Source organism: Streptomyces ardesiacus (genome assembly GCF_003112575.1).
GTDB lineage: Bacteria > Actinomycetota > Actinomycetes > Streptomycetales > Streptomycetaceae > Streptomyces > Streptomyces ardesiacus.
The window spans coordinates 195,507-210,368 of sequence record NZ_BEWC01000009.1 but is presented as its reverse complement, the minus strand read 5'-3'; the positions used below and the strand labels follow the sequence as shown (position 1 = coordinate 210,368).

The window sequence follows — 14,862 nt, the reverse complement described above, 5'->3', positions numbered from 1 at the left end:
GGGCACGGGGGCTGCTGGCCGGCTCGGCGAGGGGTCCGCGTACGGCGGAGGAGCCGGCGGCGCCGGCGGAGTGACGCCGGCGCCGAGTGCCCGGGGCTCAGTCCCGGGAACGGCTGAGTTCGGCGTCCGGCTCCCGCGTCGTGTCCTGCTCGGATTCGGCCTCGGCGGCGCGGCGGGACCGGCGGCCGGGCAGGACGGCGAGGACGAGGGCCGTACCGGCGGCCATGATGATGCCGCCGACGAGGCTGGTCGTCGACACGCCGTGGGCGAAGGCCTTGTTCACGGCGTCGGCGAGGGCCTGTGCCTGCTCCGGTCCGGCGGCCGGGTTGGTGGCGAGCCGCTCGGCGACGGCCAGTCCCCCGCCCACGGAGTCCTGGGCGGTGTCGAGGGCTGCTGCCGGGAGCCGGTCGCCGACGAGGCCGGAGAGCTCGTCCCGGTAGGAGGTGCCGAGCAGGGAGCCCAGGACGGCGATGCCGAGCGAGCCGCCGAGTTCCAGGGCGGTGTCGTTGGCGCCGCCGCCGACGCCGAGTTCGCTCTCCGGGAAGGAGCCCATGATGGTGTCGGTGGCCGGGGAGACGCTGAGGCCGATGGCGAGGCCGAGCAGCAGCATCGGGGCGAGGAAGTCGGCGTAGGTGGAGCCCTGGTCGATCAGGACCAGGAGGAAGACGCCGACGGTGCCGATCGCCATGCCGGAGCCGACCATCGCCTTCACACCGAGCCTCGGGGTCAGCCGCCCGGTCGCCGCGGCGCCGACGAAGACGGCACCGGCCAGCGGCAGCAGCCGTACGCCGGTCTCCAGCGCGCCGTAGCCGAGCACAAACTGCAGGAACTGCGTGGCGTAGTAGATGGCGCCGTAGGTGCCGAAGAAGAAGAACAGCACCGCCAGCATGGAGCCGCTGAAGGGCCGCAGCAGGAAGCGCCGCACGTCCAGCATGGGGTGCGGGTGGCGCAGCTCCCAGGCCACGAAGGCGACCAGCCCGACCCCCGCGACGACGGCGGCGACGACGGGACCGGCGCCCCAGCCGAAGTGCGGGCCCTCGATGGTCGCGTAGACGAGGCTGCCGACGGAGACGATGGAGAGCAGGCCGCCGACGTAGTCGATGCGGCCCATGCCGGCCGCCTTGGACGGCGGTACGAGGATCAGCGCGCCGGCGACGGCGAGGACCGCGATGGGGACGTTGACGAGGAAGGTCGAGCCCCAGGCGTGGTCTTCGAGCAGCCGGCCGGCGACCAGCGGCCCGACGGCGATGGCGAGTCCCGAGGTGGCGGTCCAGGCCGTGATGGCGCGGGCCCGCTCCCCCTTCGGGAAGACCGCGACCAGCAGGGACAGCGTGGCCGGCATGACGACGGCGGCGCCGACGCCCATGATCGCGCGGGCCGCGACGACCAGCCCCGTCTCGTGGACGAGGCTGCCCATCACCGAACCGCCCGCGAAGATCACCAGACCGGCGACGAGGGCGCCGCGGCGGCTGTACTTGTCGCCGATCGCGCCGAGCACCAGCATCAGCGCGGCGTACGGGACGGTGTAGCCGTCGATGACCCACTGCAGGTCGCTGCTGCTCAGCCCCAGGTCGGCCGTCATGTCCGGGGCGGCGACGATCAGGGACGTGTTGGCCATGACGACGATCAGCAGGCTCAGGCAGAGCACGAGGAGAGCCCACCAGCGCCGGGCGTAGGGCCCGGACATCTTCTCGACGGGGGTGGTGGCCAGTAGGGACATGGGAGGGCTCCCGGGGAACGAGCGAGGGCTACTTAATTGCCCATGGGTGTGCAGACAAGAGCAGATTAGTTTGTTGCACACGGGTGTGCAAATACGGCGACACGGCCACGCCTCGGGCGTGGCTGATCTCCTGGTGGGGTGAGGGGGTTCTACTCGGCCGCGACGGACTGCGCGAACGCCGCCGGGGCGACGGCCTCGACGACGGCCCCGGCCCGCCGCTCCGGCACTCCGGCCGCGATGAGCGTGGCGACGGCGGCCCGGGTGCCGTCGTCCTCCAGGGCGCCGGTGTTGACCTGCTCCAGCAGGGCGACGATCATCGCCTCCAGCCCGGCGCTCAGCGCCACGGGCGGCAGGTGGGCCGGGAAGACCCCGTCCCGCTGGCCGCGCTCCAGGATGGCGGTGACCTCCGCGCGGGCCGGGGCCAGGATCTCGGACACCCGCTCCGCGCCCAGGTCGTGCCGGGCCAGGGCCAGCAGCATGCGGTAGCGGTCGCCCACGGGCCACATCAGCAGCGTGAAGTGCGCGAGCGCCCGGTCGGCCGGTTCGGACGCCCCGGCCGCGTGGGCCATCGCCTCCCGCAGCGTCTCGGACGCCTCCTCGGCGAGGGCTTCGAGCAGGGCCGAGCGCCCCGGAAAGTGGCCGAAGAGGGTACGCCGTACGACCCCGGCCGCCCGGGCCAGCTCCTCCAGCGTGGTGTCCGGATTGCGGCCCAGTTCCCGGCGGGCGGTGGCCAGGATGCGCGCCCGGTTGGACCGCGCGTTGCGTCGCTGCGGCTCACGGGCGACGGGCTTGGTCACGGGAACCTCGGTGCGGGACGGTGCGGGGCTGGGCTGGGGGCACGGGAGGTCCATTCTGGCACGGGGCGGGCGGGAGGGCGGCCGGCCGAGGCCGCCTCGCGCATCCCTCGCGCGAGGCGGCCTCGGCCGGTGGCGCCCTGCCTCACTTCAGTCCGGTGTCCAGCGCGGTCATCAGCCGGCCGTCCGGGGTGTCTCCGGACATCTCCCAGACGAATCCGCCGAGCAGGCCCTTGGACCTGACCCAGTCGGTCTTCTTCCCGATCGACCAGGTGTCGTCGAAGGACCACCACTGACCGCCGGGGCCGGTGTAACCGAACGTCGACACGGACGCCTCGTCGTGGCGGACGGTCATGGCCGGGAAGCTCGCGATCAGGTTGTTGTACCCGCGGACCCCGGCCTCCGTGTCGAACTGGCCGGGCGCCGCACCGTTCGCGTCCTGCCACTCACCGGCCGCGCCGCCCTCGGCGACACCCTGCCAGCCGCGCCCGTAGAACGGGAAACCGACGGTCAGCTTGCGCGGGTTGACCCCCGCGTCGAGGTACGTCTGGATGGCGTTCTCGACGCTGAAGTGGAAGGGGTAGGGGTCCTCCGCGTCCGCGTACAGGTTGGACGCGTGTCCGGTCCGTTTGGGCTCCCAGGAGTTGTCGCTGCCCGCGCCGTGGAAGTCGTACCCCTGCACGTTGGCGTAGTCGAGGGACGCGAAGATCCTGCCGAGGTCCCAGCCCGCCTCGATCTTCGCCGGGTCGGCCGGGGTGAACGCGGTGAGCAGCTTGTGCTCGCCGCCGAGCGCGTCGAGCTGCTTGCGGAACTCGGCGAGCAGGGCGGTCAGGTTGCCCTTGTCCTGGGCGCCGTAGTGGTTGCCCGGGTGGCCCTCGGCGCCCGGCCACTCCCAGTCGATGTCGATGCCGTCGAAGATGCCCGCGGCCGTGCCCGGGCCCCCCGCGCCGTTGTAGACGGGCAGGTTGCCCTTGATCCACACGTCGATGCAGGACTCGACGAACTTCTTCCGGGACTCGGGCGTGGCGGCTGCGTCCGAGAAGAACTTCGAGTACGTCCAGCCGCCGAGGGACACGACGACCTTCAGGTGCGGGTACTTGGCCTTGAGCTTCTTGAGCTGGTTGAGGTTGCCGCGCAGTTTGCCCCAGCCGTCGTCGGCGACGCCGTCGACCGACTGCGCGGCGGACATGGGCCGCGCGTAGTCGGCGTCCGCGTCCCCGGCGCCGGTGCCCTCGTCGGGGTCCTGCGGATTGCCGGAGGTGCCCTTGGTGACGCCCGCCCGGCAGGTGAGGGCCGTCGGATCGAGGTTCTCGAACGCGTAGTTGACGACGTCCAGTTGCTTCGCGGCGCCGGACGTGTCGAGGTTCTTCACGAAGTACTGGCGTCCGTAGATGCCCCACTGCACGAAGTACCCGACCTTGAGCTGCTTCCCCGGTCCGGCCACGTCGTCGGTGGTCACCTTCACGGCCGCGGAGGCCGCCGAGGAGTTGTCGGCCGTGTCCCGGGCCTTGACGGTGAAGGTGTAGGCGGTGGCCGGGGAGAGCCCGTCCACCGTGGCCGTGGTGGTGTCCGCGCCGACGGTCTTGGCCAGGGTGGTGCCGCGGTAGACGTCGTACGCGGCCACGGCCACGTTGTCGGTGGACTTGTCCCAGGCGAGGGCGACGGTGGTGGCCGTCTTACCGGTACTGCGCGGGTTGCCCGGCGCGGTCGGCGGCGTCGGGTCGGTGGACGGGTCCACGGTCGCGACGGTGAGCGGCTGACTCGCCGGTCCGACGTTGCCGCGCTTGTCGGTGGCCCGGACGGTGAAGGTGTAACGCGTCGCCGGAGTCAGGCCGGTGACGGTCGCGGAGGTGCCGCCGGTGGTGGCGACGGTGTCCGTGCCCTTCAGCACCTCGTAGGAGGTGACGGGGTGGTCACCGGGCTTGGCCGCGGCCCACTTCAGCGCGACCGTGTGCGCCGTGACCGCGGTCGCCTCCGGCGTGCCGGGAGCGGCCGGCGGCACGTCGGGGGTGCCGTCGCACTTGTCGCCGTTGACGGTGCAGCCGGTCGGGGTGCCCACGGGGCCGGTCGCCGAGAACTGGTAGCTGTAGGGCTCGGTGGTGCCGCCGGCCGGGACCCTGCCGTTGTAGTAGGCGTTCTTGACGGTCACGTGGCGGCCGGAGACCGTGGCCTCGCCGTAGAGGTGCCCGCTCGCGGACACGCCGGGCGGCAGGTCGAACTCCAGGGTCCAGCCGTCGGAGGCGGCCGTGCCGTTGTTGTGGACGACGTACTTGCCCGTCCAGCCCGACCCGTTGGTCTGGGTGGTGAAGGTCGCCGTGAGCGTCCCGGCCGCCCGGGCGGGCGTCGCCAGCGCGGTGAGCGCCGCCAGCGGCAGCAGCAGTGCGGTCAGCAGGGCGGCGATCCGCGCCCCGAACCCGGTGGGTGGTCTGCGCCTGGGGTACATGGCTCTCCCTGTGGTGGTGGGGTGGTACAGGGGTGAGGTGAACCGTGCGCGCGTGAGGGAGTGGAGCGCCCACAACGTAGAAGGTCTGGACCAATGCGTCAACCGGGTGCGCACTCCGCCCACACCGTCTTGCCCGGCCCCCCGGACCGCGGGTGCCGGCCCCAGCGCTCGGCGAGTGCGGCGACCAGGAGCAGACCCCGGCCGCCCGTGTCCCCGTCGTCGGGCGCGGGCAGTTCCTCCGGCGAGGGCGGCAGGCGTTCGCCCCGGCTGTCGGTGACCTCGATCCGCACCCGGCCGGAGGGCGTGAGCACGCGCAGGAGCAGGTGGAAGTCCCGGCCGGGGACATGGCCGTGGCGCACGGCGTTGGCGGTCAGCTCGCCCAGGACGAGCACGATCTCCTCGTGCGGGCGGGTGCCGTACGGGATGCCCCAGGCGTCCAGTCGGTGCGCGCCCAGTCGGCGGGCCAGACGGGCGCCGCGCGGGGTCGAGGTGAAGCGCATCTCGAAGGCGCGCGTCACGTTGCCGTCGGCGACGGCGGGTTGGCTGGTCATGCCGACAACGGTGACGCCGGCCGCGTAGCGTGACCAGTGGTGACGCACCGACGCGGCCGGGTGTACGCGCGGGGGCGCCGCGGGTACGCGCCGCGCGGCGTAACGGGTGCGCGGGGACGGCGTTGGGGCAGGGAGGCGGTGCCGATGAGTGAGGGTGCGGACACGTCCGGGCAGACGGTGGTCGTCGCGTTCGGCCAGACGATGAAGACGCTGCGGGTGCGGGCGGGCCTGGAACGCGAGGAGTTCGGCCGGCGGATCGGCTACTCGGCGGCCACGGTCGCGTCGTACGAGCAGGGGCGGCGCATCCCGTCGCCCAGGACCATCGAGCGGGCGGACGAGGTCCTGGACGCGGGCGGGTTGCTGACGGTGTGGAAGGAGCAGGTGGAGCGGGCGCAGTATCCGGTGTTCTTCCAGGGGATGGCGTCGTTGGAGAAGGAGGCCATCGAGTTGCTCGCGTACGACACTCTGGTGGTCAAGGGCCTTCTGCAGACCGAGGACTACATGAGAGCGGTGCTCACCATGCGCCGACCGCCCCTTCACCAGGACACGGTGGAGCAACGGGTGGCGGCCCGACTCGCCCGGCAAAGCGTGTTCGATCGACAACCCGCCCCTCTGCTGAGCTTCGTGATGGACGAGTCGGTGGTGCGACGTCCGCTCGGTGGAAAGGCCGTGCAGCGGGGCCAACTGGAGCACTTGCTGCTGGCGGGGCAGCGGCGCAACGTCGAGATCCAGATCATGCCGCTCGCCTGTGAGGAAAGTGCCGGTGTGGACGGACCGTTCACGGTCGTCACCCGGGAAGACGGCAAGAAGTTCGCCTATACAGAGGCTCAGGGAACCAGCAGCCTGCAGACGGACCCGCAACAGGCGGCGCTCGCAGCCGCCCGTTATGGGATCATCCGATCACAGGCTCTCACTCCGCGAGAGTCACTGGCGTTCATCGAGAGGTTGCTGGGAGACCTATGAACACCGCTGATCCCTCGGCCGTCATGCCCGAACTTACCTGGTTCAAAAGCAGCTACAGCGGGGCCGAAGGCGGCGACTGCGTCGAAGTCGCCTGGGTCAAGAGCAGCTACAGCGGAACCGAGGGCGGCCAATGCGTCGAAATAGCCGCAGGCACGCACGCCGTGCTCGTCCGGGACTCCAAGGCCGTCCCCGGTCCCGTCATCCGCGTCTCGCGCGACGCGTGGGCCGGGTTCATCGGCCGCTGAGGCTCCGCAGCCGTTCGTTGCGACGCTCCAGGGCTGCCGCCGTGGTCGGGAAGAGGGTGCCGCCGCCCTCCCCGACCCGGTCCTGCGTCCGGGTCACGACGTCACGCGTACCGCGCTCGTAGGCGGCGAAGCCCTCCGCGTGGCCCCCGGCGGCCAGGGCACCGGCCAGGTGGTACGCGCCGACGAGGGCGAGGCTGGTGCCCTGGCCGGTCAGGAACGAGGGGGCGTACGCGGCGTCGCCCAGCAGCGCGACCCTGCCGCTGGACCAGCGGGGCATGCGGATCTGGCCGACCGCGTCGAAGAACACGTCGTCCGCGTCGCGGAGGGCGGCCAGGATGCCGGGGACCTCCCAGCCGGCGTCGGCGAAGACGTCCGCGATCAGGTCGCGTTGGGCCTGCTTGTCCCCGAACAACTCGCGCGGCGGGGCGGGTTGGGCGAAGTTCAGGAAGGCGTGCACCTCGTCGTCGTCCTCCACGGCGTAGAGGGCGGCGGTCCTGCCCGGGGTGTTCCAGACGACCGTCTCGTGGGAGAGGCCGAGGGTGTTGCGCATGGGGAACACCGCGAAGCAGTGACCGAGGTAGCGGTGGAAGCGCTCCTCGGGGCCGAACACCATCCCCCGGGTGCGCGAGTGCATGCCGTCCGCGCCGAAGACCAGGTCGAACGTACGGCTTCGGCCGCTCCGGAAGACGACGTCGACCCCGTGCCCGGACTGGTCGAGGGTGTCGACCGAGTCGTCGAACAGGAACTCCACGTCGTCCCGGACCGCCGCGTACAGAGCGTCCGTGAGGTCCCCGCGCCGTATCTCCAGGTCGCGGCCGGTGGCCCCGCCGGTGACGGCGTGCGGGTGGAGTGAGGCGACCTCGCCGCCGTCCGCGTCGCGGAAGGTGAGCCGGCGCAGGTCGACGTGCGCGTCCCGCAGTCGGGGCAGGAGGCCCATCTTCTCCACGACGTCCAGTGCGGTGCCGCGGACGTCCACGGGGTAGCCGCCGCTGCGGATCGTGCGGGCCTTCTCCACCACGGTGACCGCGTATCCGTGGCGGTTGAGCCAGTGGGCGAGGGCGGGTCCGGCGATGCTCGCCCCGGAGACGAGGACCGTGGGCCGGGGTGTGGTGCGGGTCATGCCGTGGCTCCTTTGCGCAGGGTGCGGGTGACGAACAGGGCCGTCGAGACGACGGCTCCGGCGATGACGAATCCGGTGACGTAGGCCGACTCGGCGGCGGCCTGCGACCCGGCAGGGGTTCCGGCGGTGAGGAGCGCGCCGCCGAGCTGGCCGCCGACGGCGTAGCCGAGGACCCGGCTGACCAGGATCAGGCTGGTGGCGATGCCCGTGTCGTCCCGGTCGACGGCGGTGGCGGTGCTGGTCATCAGCGCCGTGACGCACAGCCCGTTGGCCAGCGCGATCAGCGCCTTGCCGACGACGAGGTGCCAGATCTCGCTGTGCACGGCGGCCAGGGCGACCAGGGAGAGGGCCATCACGACGACGCCGGTGCCGACCACGGCCCGCGAGCCGAAGCGCCGGTCGCCGATTCCGCCGAGCGGTCCCGCCAGCGTCGCGGCGATCGCGCCGGGCAGCAGGAAGAAGCCGATCTCCGTGGCGCTCGCCCCGAACCCGTAGCCCTCGCCGCGCTCGTCGAGCAACTGCGGGACGAGGTAGACCGCCATGGCGGTGCCGAGGCAGATCACGAACGTCAGCACGCACGCCTTCCACATCGCGGGGCGGGCGAGCATGCGCAGGTCGACCATGGGAGCGGCGGCGCGCCGTTCGACCCTCACCCATCCGGCGACGAGGGCGGCCAGCAGCGCGACGAGACAGCCGAGGACGAGCGGCTGCGAGCCCGCCTCGGGCGCCAGCGCGAGGACGAGCATGAGCGTGACCAGCATCCCGCTCAGGAGCAGCAGGCCGGGCCAGTCGATCCCGGCACCGTCCGCCCGCCCGGGCGGGTCGTCCGGCATGATCCGGTGCACGAGCAGGGTGGCCCCGGCGACCGCGAGGGTGGGCAGGGCGAACATCCAGTGCCGGGAGAGCTGTTCGGCCACCGGCCCGGCGCACAGCATGCCGACCATGCCGCCCCCGACGAAGAGCCCGCTGACGACGCCGATGGCGACCTTGGACTCGCCCGCGGGCAGGTGCCGGCGGACCACGACGAACGACAGGGGCAGCGCGCCCACCATCGCGCCCTGCAGTACCTGGCCGAGCAGCAGCACGGGCAGGTTGGGGGCCAGCGCGGAGACCGTGCCGCCGGCCGACACCACCGCCATCAGCAGGACCAGGACCCGCTTCCCGCCGCAGCGGTCGCCGAACTTGCCCGCCAGCGGGGTGACGAGCGCGCCGGTGATGAGCAGGACGATGCTGAGCAGCGCCCCCTCGGACTGGCTCATGTCCAGTTCGCGCTCCAGCAGCGGGATCGTCGGCGACACCACCGACTCCAGGGCGCCGGTGGACAGCGCCAGCAGGCCGAGGGCCCCGACCGCGGCCTTCCCGACGCGGGCCGGGGGCGCCGGGACGGTGGTGGTCATGAGCGTCCGGCCGCGCTCGTACCGGCCGCTTCACCGGTGTCGTGCACTTCCCGTCGGGTCGTCATCTCCGCCTCCTCGTCCGTGCGGGCGCCGTCCGCGAGTGGTACGGCCGTCCCTGGGGTGACGGGAGGCAGAGTGCGGTGACGCCGGTGCGCCGGGCGTCATACCGGGGAGCCAAGGCGGGAGTGCTACCGGGGTAGGGGGCGGAGGCGGGTCGCCGACCGGCGACGGGTGTTACGGCCGCCCGGCCCGGGGGACTCGCCGCCCATGGCATTCACACGGGGCACACAGGGCGGACGCGGCTCCGGCCCGGGGGCGGCCGCGAGCATCGGCATCGGCGCCGCGGCGGGCGTCACGGCGGCGGCCGGTCTCCTGCTGGGCCGCAAGGCGGCCACGGTCGGCAGGATCGGCAAGGGGCATCCGCTCAAGCACCGCGCGCTGGACCTGGCGGCCGGCTCGATCCAGCGGAAGTACCCGCTGGAGGCGATGAGCACGTATCTCAACGGCTTCCACATGTACGCCGACGACATGGGCCGCCAGGTGGAGGCCACGCACCTGTGCATCCACCTCCAGCACGACCTGCACCAGTGCGTCATCTTCGACCGCAACGCGCCCGACGCCCGTCTGATCGGCATCGAGTACATCATCAGCGAGGAGCGTTTCCGTGCCCTGCCCGAGGACGAGAAACGCCTCTGGCACAGTCACCACTACGAGGTCACGTCCGGCATCCTCACCGCCCCCGGCATCCCGGACCTGGCCGAGCACGCCTACTTCGAGGACCTCGTCACCACGTACGGCAAGACCTTCCACACCTGGCAGTACGACCGCGACGACTTCCCGTACGGCATCCCCCGGCTCATGATGGGCTTCACCGAGGACGGACAGGCGTCGGACGACATGATCCGGGCCCGTGACGACAGACTCGGCCTCTCCACGGCCCGCAAGCGCGAGCACCGCGCGGACATCCCCGTGCCGGACGTGGCACCGGGCGCCAACGCGTGGGAGTCGGGCCGGACGGTGCAGACCCGGCTGGAGGAGACGGACTTCAGGCGCTGACCTCGGACGACGGTGAGGGTGCGCCGGCCGGCAGCACGTCGACCCCGGCTGCCGTGAGCTGCTCGATCACCGGGTTGTGCGCCGGCTCGTCCGTGACGAGTCCGCTGATCTCCTCCCAGGGCAGGACGCGGTACCGGGATGCGGTGCCGATCTTCTCGGAGGAGGCGAGGACGTAGGTGTCCGCGGCCCGGGCCGCCAGGGCGCGTTTCATCGCGGCGTCCTCGGCGTCCCCGGTGGTGAGGCCCGCCTCGGGGTGCACCCCGGTGACGCCGAGGAGGAAGAGGTCGGCGGAGACGTTCCGCGCGGCCTCGGCGGCGGCCGCGCCGCAGGTGACCGCCGAGTGCTTGAAGAGGCGGCCGCCCAGCACGAGGACCTCGGCCTGCGGATGGTCGAGCAGGGCGACGGCGACCGGCGGGCTGTGGGTGATCACGGTGCAGGCCAGGTCCCGCGGGAGCGCGTGGGCCACGGCCAGGGCGGTGGTGCCGCCGTCGAGGATCACGACGCCGCCGGGCCGCACGAGTCCGGCGGCCACCGAGGCCACCTTCCGCTTGCCGTCCGGGGCCACGGTCTGCCGGGCTCCGTAGTCCACCACGGCCGGTGAGACGGGGAGCGCCCCGCCGTAGACCCGCTGGCACAGCCCCTCGTTCGCGAGGTCGCGCAGGTCCCGCCGCACCGTGTCCTCGGAGATGCGCAGCCCGGCGGCCACGTCCTTGGCGACGATCTTGCCTTCCCGGGCGAGCAGGTCCAGCAGGTGGTCGCGTCGTTCAGCAGCCAGCATCCGCATTCTCTCCTGTTGTTGCACGTTTCTGCATGTATCGTAGCGCCCATGACCGACACACCCGTGCTCGTCCTCGCCGCCGGGCACCTTCCCGTCATCGGGGAGTGGATCGCCCTGCCCGTCTGCCACGGCGTCGCCGAGACCCCGGCCCTCGACCGGCAGGGCGCCGCGTGAAGCCCCGGCCCGGCGTGGACACCCCGGACCACCGCGGCCGGACCGGGCTCGACCGGGCCGGGCGCGGCCTCGACCGCAACCCCGCCGTCCGGGTCCGCGACGTCGAGCTGACCTCCCGGGGCTGGCACGTCCTGCGCCGCACCACCTTCGACTACCGCCGCCGCGACGGACGCTGGGAGACGCAGGTCCGCGAGACGTACGACCGCGGCAACGGCGCCGTCGTCCTCCCCTACGACACGGCACGCGGCCGCGTCCTGCTCACCCGCCAGTTCCGCTACCCGGCCTACGTCAACGACCATCCCGACGGCATGCTCGTCGAGGCGGCCGCCGGACTGCTCGACGCGGACGACCCGGTGGCCGCCGTCCGCCGCGAGGCGGCCGAGGAACTCGGCGTCACCCTCGGCGCCCTCACCCACGTCCTCGACGCCTACATGAGCCCCGGCTCCGTCACCGAACGCCTCCACTTCTTCGCCGCCCCCTACACGCCCGCCGACCGCACCGGAGACGGCGGAGGCGTGGAGGCGGAGGGCGAGGACATCGAAGTCCTTGAACTGCCCTTCGCCGAAGCCCTCGCGATGACCCGCGACGGCCGCATCACCGACGGCAAGACCGTGCTGCTCCTGCAATGGGCGGCCCTGGACGGCCCCTTCTCGGTCTCTCGGTGACTCCACGGCGGCGACCGCCCGGAGGCCCGCCGCCCCGACCGTGCCCGGCTAGCCGTCCGTCGCCGTGCCCCGCTTCCGCAGGACCTCCAGGAACTCCGGCGGCCAGAAGTCGTCGGCGCCCCTGATCCGCTTGAGGTGGGGCAGGAGCGGCAGGTCGTCCAGGGAGCGGACGTCGTAGAGGTCGTCCTCGCCGTCCCAGACCGGGGAGCAGTGGAAGTAGACCCGAAGCCCGCCGTCGAGCACCAACTCCTCCACGGAGGCGAGCAGTTCCGGAGATATCTCCAGGGCCTCGAAGTACTCCCGGGCGGCGGGCACCACCTGGTGGCTCAGGCCGTTCCGCACGGTGTACGTGTACGCGGGGTCGCCGTCGTCCTCGATCAGACCCTGCTCCACGAGGTGGGAGCCCAGGTCGAACCTGGGGGTGAGGGTCCCGTCGGCGTACATGAGCCGCTCGATGACCAGGAGCTTGAAGTTGAAGTCGGTGAACTGCGTCATGGGTGCACCCTACGGACGGGGTCCGACAGTCCGGCCGTCTCCCCGCCGTCGGGCCATGCCGCCCCACGTCGACGCGGCCGGCTCCGGGGCCCCGGCGGGGGCGCGCAGCGCCGCGTCGGACACCTGACGACGTGGCGTTGCCGCCCCCGAAGGTTTCAGCAGGCGCAGGAGATGCCCGAACGCGGCGCGGTGAGGTCGTCGACCGGACGCCGCCGGGCACCGGCGGCGGACTCGAAGGCGAAGCCCTCCCGCACCCAGTACTCGAAGCCGCCGAGCATCTCCTTGACCCGGTAGCCGAGGCGGGCGAAGGCCAGCGCCGCACGGGTCGCCCCGTTGCAGCCGGGGCCCCAGCAGTAGGTGACCACGGTCAGGGCCGGGTCGACGAGCCGCGGGGCCACGTCGGCGATCCGCGCGGTCGGGATGTGGAGGGCGCCCGGGACGCGTCCCTGTTCCCAGCCCGCGTCGCCACGGGTGTCGACCACCACGATCCCGGGGGCACCGGACTCCAGGTCGGCGTGGACGTCGGAGACGTCCGCCTCGAAGGCGAGACGGGCGGCGTAGTGGGCCGCGGCCACGGCCGGTGCGGCGGGGGGCACGCTCAGGACGGCGCCGGTGGTCCCGGCGGAGGCGGACGCGGACGTAGTGGGAGACATGGAGGAACCTCTTCTTCGCGCTGTCAAGTCGGGGGTCAGGACGGGGGACTCGCCTGCCGTGCCGGATGTCCCGGCCGGCGACGACTCGATCCTCCGCGCCCGCGGCCCGCCCCGCGAGTGGCGTGAACGCCAGCGATCTCCAAGATTCCGCCAGCCCGTCCCCGGGCCCCCTACGGGGGTGCGGGGGCGCGGGTGAACGTCTTGCGGTAGGCCGTCGGCGTCGTACGCATCCGGCGGGTGAAGTGGTGCCGGTACGTCGCGGTGCTGTCGAAGCCGACGGCGGCGGCGACCTCGTCCACGGTGCCCTCGCCGGACTCGAGCAGCGGCAGGCTCGCCGCCACCCGCTGGGCGACGACCCAGCGCATGGGGCTCACGCCGTTGCGGCGGGTGAAGTGCCTCGCGTACGAACGTTCCGACATGCGCGCGGCACCGGCCAGGGCGGGCACGGACAGCGGGGTGTGCAGATGGCGCAGCGCCCAGTCCATGCTCCGCGTGACGCCGTCGTCCCCGGGATCGATGTCTCCGACCGCCGCCTCGATGAACTGGGCCTGCCCGCCCTCGCGGTGCGGGGAGACGACGAAGCGGCGCGCCACCGCGTTGGCGACGGCGGCACCGTGATCGGCCCGGACCAGGTAGAGGCAGAGGTCGATGCCGGCCGCGCTGCCCGCGCTGGTGAGGACGTCGCCGTTGTCGACGTACAGCACGTCGGGGTCGACCTCGACCGCGGGATGCCGTTCGGCGAGCGCACGGGCGTAGCGCCAGTGCGTGGTGGCACGCCGGCCGTCCAGCAGGCCGGTCGCGGCCAGGGCGAACGCCCCCGAGCAGATCGACACCAGGCGGGCCCCGCGCGCGTGGGCCCGCAGCAGCGCGTCCACCAGGGCGGGCGGGACCTCCCCCGCGGTCTCGGCCACCCCCGGGACGATCACCGTGTCCGCGGCGGCCAGCGCGTCCAGACCGTACTCGGCACACAGCGTGAACCCGCCGACCGCCCGCAGGTCCCGGCCGGGTTCCTCGGCGCACACCCGCAGCTCGTACCAGGGCAGCTCCCCCAGTTCGGGCCGGGACAGGCCGAAGACCTCCACCACCACGCCCAGTTCGAAGGGAGCCATGCCGTCGAAGGCCAGTACGGCAACCCCGTGCGTCTCCGCCATGCCTGAAGGGTAACGAGGCCGGTCCGGCCCGCGGGGCGGGGACCGGCCGACCGGCGCCGAGCCGGGCACGCGTCGCCGGCGCACGCGTCTCCCGCCGGCGGATCTATCTTGGCGCTCATGCAGTCATACACGATCGGCCAGGCAGCACGGCTCCTCGGCGTGAGTCCGGACACGGCACGCCGGTGGGCGGACGCGGGACGGGTGGCCACCCACCGGGACGAGACGGGGAAGCGGCTCATCCACGGGAAGGACCTGGCCGCCTTCTCGACGGAACTCGCCCAGGGCGGGAGCGGCGACGAGGACACCTCCCACACCTCGGTCCGCAACGCCTTTCCCGGCATCGTCACCGCCGTCAAGCTCGGTGACGTCGCGGCCCAGGTGGAGATCCAGGCCGGACCCCACCGGCTGGTCTCCCTGCTCACCCGGGAGGCGGTGGAGGAACTGGGGCTGGAGGTCGGGATGGAGGCCACCGCCCGCGTGAAGTCGACGAACGTGCACGTCGACCGCGTCTGAGCGGGCGGACCGGGCCCGCAGGTCGGCCGCCGTCGGCCGGGCCGGCCGGCCCGGGTCGCCGGTGACGGTGGTGATCCCGGCCGGTGGGCCGGCCGCCGCACCGGAGGCCGCGAGGGACTGACTCACGGGCTGTCACCTCCGCCG

The 14,862-nt window shown here is 72.9% G+C and carries 16 protein-coding genes; 6 read left to right on the top strand and 10 right to left on the bottom strand.

Going from position 1 to position 14,862, the window contains the following annotated elements; all coding sequences use genetic code 11:
• Positions 1–97 precede the first annotated feature (97 nt).
• The 4 genes from Sdi02f_RS29670 to Sdi02f_RS29655 all read right to left on the bottom strand — a co-directional run bounded on the left by Sdi02f_RS29670 (position 98) and on the right by Sdi02f_RS29655 (position 5,508).
• Positions 98–1,720, bottom strand: a complete 1,623-nt coding sequence (locus tag Sdi02f_RS29670; RefSeq protein ID WP_030402497.1) for an MFS transporter — start codon at positions 1,718–1,720, stop codon at positions 98–100.
• A 149-nt stretch (positions 1,721–1,869) separates the two neighbouring features.
• A complete protein-coding gene (locus Sdi02f_RS29665; RefSeq protein ID WP_031087332.1) occupies positions 1,870–2,517 on the bottom strand; it encodes a TetR/AcrR family transcriptional regulator in 648 nt (215 codons plus the stop codon).
• 142 nt (positions 2,518–2,659) lie between these two features.
• On the bottom strand, positions 2,660–4,957 hold the full coding sequence (locus Sdi02f_RS29660; RefSeq protein ID WP_108934337.1) for a glycosyl hydrolase family 18 protein: 2,298 nt from the start codon (positions 4,955–4,957) through the stop codon (positions 2,660–2,662).
• A 98-nt stretch (positions 4,958–5,055) separates the two neighbouring features.
• Entirely contained in the window at positions 5,056–5,508 is a 453-nt protein-coding gene (locus Sdi02f_RS29655; protein ID WP_167458271.1) for an ATP-binding protein, read from the bottom strand.
• A gap of 144 nt (positions 5,509–5,652) precedes the next feature.
• Here Sdi02f_RS29655 and Sdi02f_RS29650 point away from each other — a divergent pair, with 144 nt between their 5' ends.
• Together Sdi02f_RS29650 and Sdi02f_RS29645 are read left to right on the top strand one after the other, a co-directional pair.
• The gene (locus tag Sdi02f_RS29650; RefSeq protein ID WP_031088230.1) at positions 5,653–6,471 is read left to right on the top strand and encodes a helix-turn-helix domain-containing protein; all 819 of its coding nucleotides are present in this window, start codon (positions 5,653–5,655) and stop codon (positions 6,469–6,471) included.
• Complete coding sequence (locus Sdi02f_RS29645) at positions 6,468–6,716, top strand: DUF397 domain-containing protein (RefSeq protein ID WP_174843411.1); 249 nt, start codon at positions 6,468–6,470, stop codon at positions 6,714–6,716. The genes Sdi02f_RS29650 and Sdi02f_RS29645 overlap by 4 nt, the downstream gene beginning before the upstream one ends.
• On the opposite strand, the gene Sdi02f_RS29640 is transcribed toward Sdi02f_RS29645, so the two are convergent.
• Complete coding sequence (locus Sdi02f_RS29640) at positions 6,703–7,836, bottom strand: FAD-dependent monooxygenase (RefSeq protein WP_055468944.1); 1,134 nt, start codon at positions 7,834–7,836, stop codon at positions 6,703–6,705. The genes Sdi02f_RS29645 and Sdi02f_RS29640 overlap by 14 nt on opposite strands.
• A complete protein-coding gene (locus Sdi02f_RS29635) occupies positions 7,833–9,233 on the bottom strand; it encodes an MFS transporter (protein ID WP_108934335.1) in 1,401 nt (466 codons plus the stop codon). Before Sdi02f_RS29635 ends, Sdi02f_RS29640 begins: the two co-directional genes overlap by 4 nt.
• A 267-nt stretch (positions 9,234–9,500) precedes the next feature.
• On the opposite strand from Sdi02f_RS29635, the gene Sdi02f_RS29630 reads away from it, so the two are divergent.
• On the top strand, positions 9,501–10,289 hold the full coding sequence (locus tag Sdi02f_RS29630; RefSeq protein ID WP_108934334.1) for an OBAP family protein: 789 nt from the start codon (positions 9,501–9,503) through the stop codon (positions 10,287–10,289).
• Here the strand turns inward: Sdi02f_RS29630 and Sdi02f_RS29625 are convergent.
• Positions 10,279–11,067, bottom strand: coding sequence for a DeoR/GlpR family DNA-binding transcription regulator (locus Sdi02f_RS29625; RefSeq protein ID WP_030402506.1), 789 nt, complete (start codon positions 11,065–11,067; stop codon positions 10,279–10,281). The genes Sdi02f_RS29630 and Sdi02f_RS29625 overlap by 11 nt on opposite strands.
• Before the next feature lie 48 nt (positions 11,068–11,115).
• Here Sdi02f_RS29625 and Sdi02f_RS36770 point away from each other — a divergent pair, with 48 nt between their 5' ends.
• The gene (locus Sdi02f_RS36770) at positions 11,116–11,241 is read left to right on the top strand and encodes a hypothetical protein (protein WP_267884300.1); all 126 of its coding nucleotides are present in this window, start codon (positions 11,116–11,118) and stop codon (positions 11,239–11,241) included.
• Positions 11,238–11,906 carry an NUDIX domain-containing protein gene (locus Sdi02f_RS29615; RefSeq protein ID WP_055468946.1) on the top strand — a complete coding sequence of 223 codons (669 nt, stop codon included), beginning with the start codon at positions 11,238–11,240 and terminating at the stop codon, positions 11,904–11,906. Before Sdi02f_RS36770 ends, Sdi02f_RS29615 begins: the two co-directional genes overlap by 4 nt.
• Positions 11,907–11,954: 48 nt before the next feature.
• On the opposite strand, the gene Sdi02f_RS29610 is transcribed toward Sdi02f_RS29615, so the two are convergent.
• The 3 genes from Sdi02f_RS29610 to Sdi02f_RS29600 all read right to left on the bottom strand — a co-directional run bounded on the left by Sdi02f_RS29610 (position 11,955) and on the right by Sdi02f_RS29600 (position 14,205).
• Positions 11,955–12,401 (bottom strand): DUF6892 domain-containing protein, encoded by a 447-nt coding sequence (locus Sdi02f_RS29610; RefSeq protein WP_031082004.1) that lies wholly within the window; start codon positions 12,399–12,401, stop codon positions 11,955–11,957.
• A 155-nt stretch (positions 12,402–12,556) separates the two neighbouring features.
• Positions 12,557–13,054, bottom strand: coding sequence for a rhodanese-like domain-containing protein (locus Sdi02f_RS29605; RefSeq protein WP_030402509.1), 498 nt, complete (start codon positions 13,052–13,054; stop codon positions 12,557–12,559).
• Between the two features lie 170 nt (positions 13,055–13,224).
• Positions 13,225–14,205: a helix-turn-helix domain-containing protein gene (locus Sdi02f_RS29600; RefSeq protein WP_030402510.1), complete on the bottom strand. Its 981-nt coding sequence runs from the start codon at positions 14,203–14,205 to the stop codon at positions 13,225–13,227.
• A gap of 117 nt (positions 14,206–14,322) precedes the next feature.
• On the opposite strand from Sdi02f_RS29600, the gene Sdi02f_RS29595 reads away from it, so the two are divergent.
• Complete coding sequence (locus tag Sdi02f_RS29595; RefSeq protein WP_030402511.1) at positions 14,323–14,718, top strand: TOBE domain-containing protein; 396 nt, start codon at positions 14,323–14,325, stop codon at positions 14,716–14,718.
• The last annotated feature ends 144 nt before the right edge of the window (positions 14,719–14,862 follow it).

What these genes read in the sequence shown, in the direction of transcription:
- Sdi02f_RS29670 (WP_030402497.1), bottom strand. Translation starts at nt 1,720, where the DNA reads ATGTCCCTACTGGCCACCACCCCCGTCGAGAAGATGTCCGGGCCCTAC.
- Sdi02f_RS29660 (WP_108934337.1), bottom strand. Translation starts at nt 4,957, where the DNA reads ATGTACCCCAGGCGCAGACCACCCACCGGGTTCGGGGCGCGGATCGCC.
- Sdi02f_RS29655 (WP_167458271.1), bottom strand. Translation starts at nt 5,508, where the DNA reads ATGACCAGCCAACCCGCCGTCGCCGACGGCAACGTGACGCGCGCCTTC.
- Sdi02f_RS29650 (WP_031088230.1), top strand. Translation starts at nt 5,653, where the DNA reads ATGAGTGAGGGTGCGGACACGTCCGGGCAGACGGTGGTCGTCGCGTTC.
- Sdi02f_RS29645 (WP_174843411.1), top strand. Translation starts at nt 6,468, where the DNA reads ATGAACACCGCTGATCCCTCGGCCGTCATGCCCGAACTTACCTGGTTC.
- Sdi02f_RS29640 (WP_055468944.1), bottom strand. Translation starts at nt 7,836, where the DNA reads ATGACCCGCACCACACCCCGGCCCACGGTCCTCGTCTCCGGGGCGAGC.
- Sdi02f_RS29635 (WP_108934335.1), bottom strand. Translation starts at nt 9,233, where the DNA reads ATGACCACCACCGTCCCGGCGCCCCCGGCCCGCGTCGGGAAGGCCGCG.
- Sdi02f_RS29630 (WP_108934334.1), top strand. Translation starts at nt 9,501, where the DNA reads ATGGCATTCACACGGGGCACACAGGGCGGACGCGGCTCCGGCCCGGGG.
- Sdi02f_RS29625 (WP_030402506.1), bottom strand. Translation starts at nt 11,067, where the DNA reads ATGCTGGCTGCTGAACGACGCGACCACCTGCTGGACCTGCTCGCCCGG.
- Sdi02f_RS36770 (WP_267884300.1), top strand. Translation starts at nt 11,116, where the DNA reads ATGACCGACACACCCGTGCTCGTCCTCGCCGCCGGGCACCTTCCCGTC.
- Sdi02f_RS29610 (WP_031082004.1), bottom strand. Translation starts at nt 12,401, where the DNA reads ATGACGCAGTTCACCGACTTCAACTTCAAGCTCCTGGTCATCGAGCGG.
- Sdi02f_RS29605 (WP_030402509.1), bottom strand. Translation starts at nt 13,054, where the DNA reads ATGTCTCCCACTACGTCCGCGTCCGCCTCCGCCGGGACCACCGGCGCC.
- Sdi02f_RS29600 (WP_030402510.1), bottom strand. Translation starts at nt 14,205, where the DNA reads ATGGCGGAGACGCACGGGGTTGCCGTACTGGCCTTCGACGGCATGGCT.
- Sdi02f_RS29595 (WP_030402511.1), top strand. Translation starts at nt 14,323, where the DNA reads ATGCAGTCATACACGATCGGCCAGGCAGCACGGCTCCTCGGCGTGAGT.